This window comes from Moorena sp. SIO4A1 (assembly GCF_010672065.1).
In the GTDB taxonomy this organism is placed as follows: domain Bacteria; phylum Cyanobacteriota; class Cyanobacteriia; order Cyanobacteriales; family Coleofasciculaceae; genus Moorena.
In genome coordinates this window covers 1-1,308 of sequence record NZ_JAAHHX010000805.1, presented here as the reverse complement: position 1 = coordinate 1,308, position 1,308 = coordinate 1, and the positions used below count along the sequence as shown (strand labels likewise).

Annotated in this window: 1 protein-coding gene; it reads right to left on the bottom strand. The window is 50.2% G+C overall.

What is annotated here, in order from left to right:
* Positions 1 to 29 precede the first annotated feature (29 nt).
* Complete coding sequence (locus F6K53_RS43065; RefSeq protein WP_293086796.1) at positions 30 to 1,187, bottom strand: transposase; 1,158 nt, start codon at positions 1,185 to 1,187, stop codon at positions 30 to 32.
* Positions 1,188 to 1,308 lie beyond the last annotated feature (121 nt).

Here is a 1,308-nt window from a genome sequence, read left to right as displayed (position 1 = left end):
CTTGGTGGTGCAGAAAACTCTGAGAAGTCTCAGGTTGAGAATCTAACGACCCTACTAAACTCAATTCGGCAGTTCCATTCATCCTGTTTTCGCAACGAAGCCGAAGCAGGAGGAGGATTGTATCTTGTCAAGCCAATAAGTTTGGGTAACGGTAAGCGTTGATAGCAAAGTCGAGCCAGTTCCCGCAAGCCAAGTTGCAGAAAACTCAGTCCCCTTTGGCCATGCCAATCAATCCGAGGGCGCTGGCCCGAGAGAACGAGCATCATGCCCAGTATCAAGGCAATGAGTGAAGCACTATCGAGCAACATCACCAAGCAAGTAAGCCCTTTCTCATCCCGCAAGCCAGAACGCAGGATATCAAAGGCAGCCGACTTGTAATCTTTGAAGTGCGGTTCAATGCCGCCAAAGCGTTTGCCATAGAGCTCAAAGGTTTTGAGTGAGGGTGGTTGACTCGACAAGACCGCCCAGGGGTCTTCAGCGATAGGGACATGAGCCGTGGCCAAATGGCAATCAAGATCCCCTAAGACAGTGACCTCTTTGAACAGATACGCTTGCTCTGGGGGCGGCAGCAAAGCTTGAACCGAGAGGGTTCGTCCCGAGGCTAAGGTGACTAACAAATCAGACTTGACCCGAATGACCCAAGCCCACTGCTGTTGGTCTAACCAGCGTAGCAATGCACCATGTTCAAAGCCCCGGTCAGCTAATAAGGTAACGTGACAGCCGAGGGGCACCAAACTTTTAGCAGTTTCTAAAACCCCCTGATACTGCTCAAAGGCAACCGTGGCGCTGCCATGCTCGATCACTGTTTGAGCCAAGGTCAACGAGCGTCCACCAATCGCCAAACACACCTCGATCAGGCAAAACTGATCCCACAGCATACTGGTGTCTAAGGTCAGTGTGAGGGACTCTCCCTCAAAGGCTTGAAGCACGTGTTGGAGTAGGGGGTCATAGAAGCGCTCAGCACTGATATGCTCATTGTGAACCAAATAGCTAAGCCGCTCCATGTGGGCACGGGCTGTGCAGTCTCGATGATCCAAGTAGGGAATCCACTTACTCAAACAAGCACTCTCGGATTGCAAAATGGCAGCGACGGCTTCACTATACCCTTGCAGGTGACGTTGATCTTTGGGTAGAACCCATTGACACAATTGGTCTTGTAGTTGACGATGCAAAAGGGGAGATTCCATGAAATTTGCTTTAAGTTTGGGACCTTAAGCTTCTCATGGAATCCCCCTGTCATGCTATCCCTGTCTTATTATTGAGACTCTATACCTACCACTACTTTCAAGACTTCTCTGCACCACTAAG

What these genes read in the sequence shown, in the direction of transcription:
- F6K53_RS43065 (WP_293086796.1), bottom strand. Translation starts at nt 1,187, where the DNA reads ATGGAATCTCCCCTTTTGCATCGTCAACTACAAGACCAATTGTGTCAA.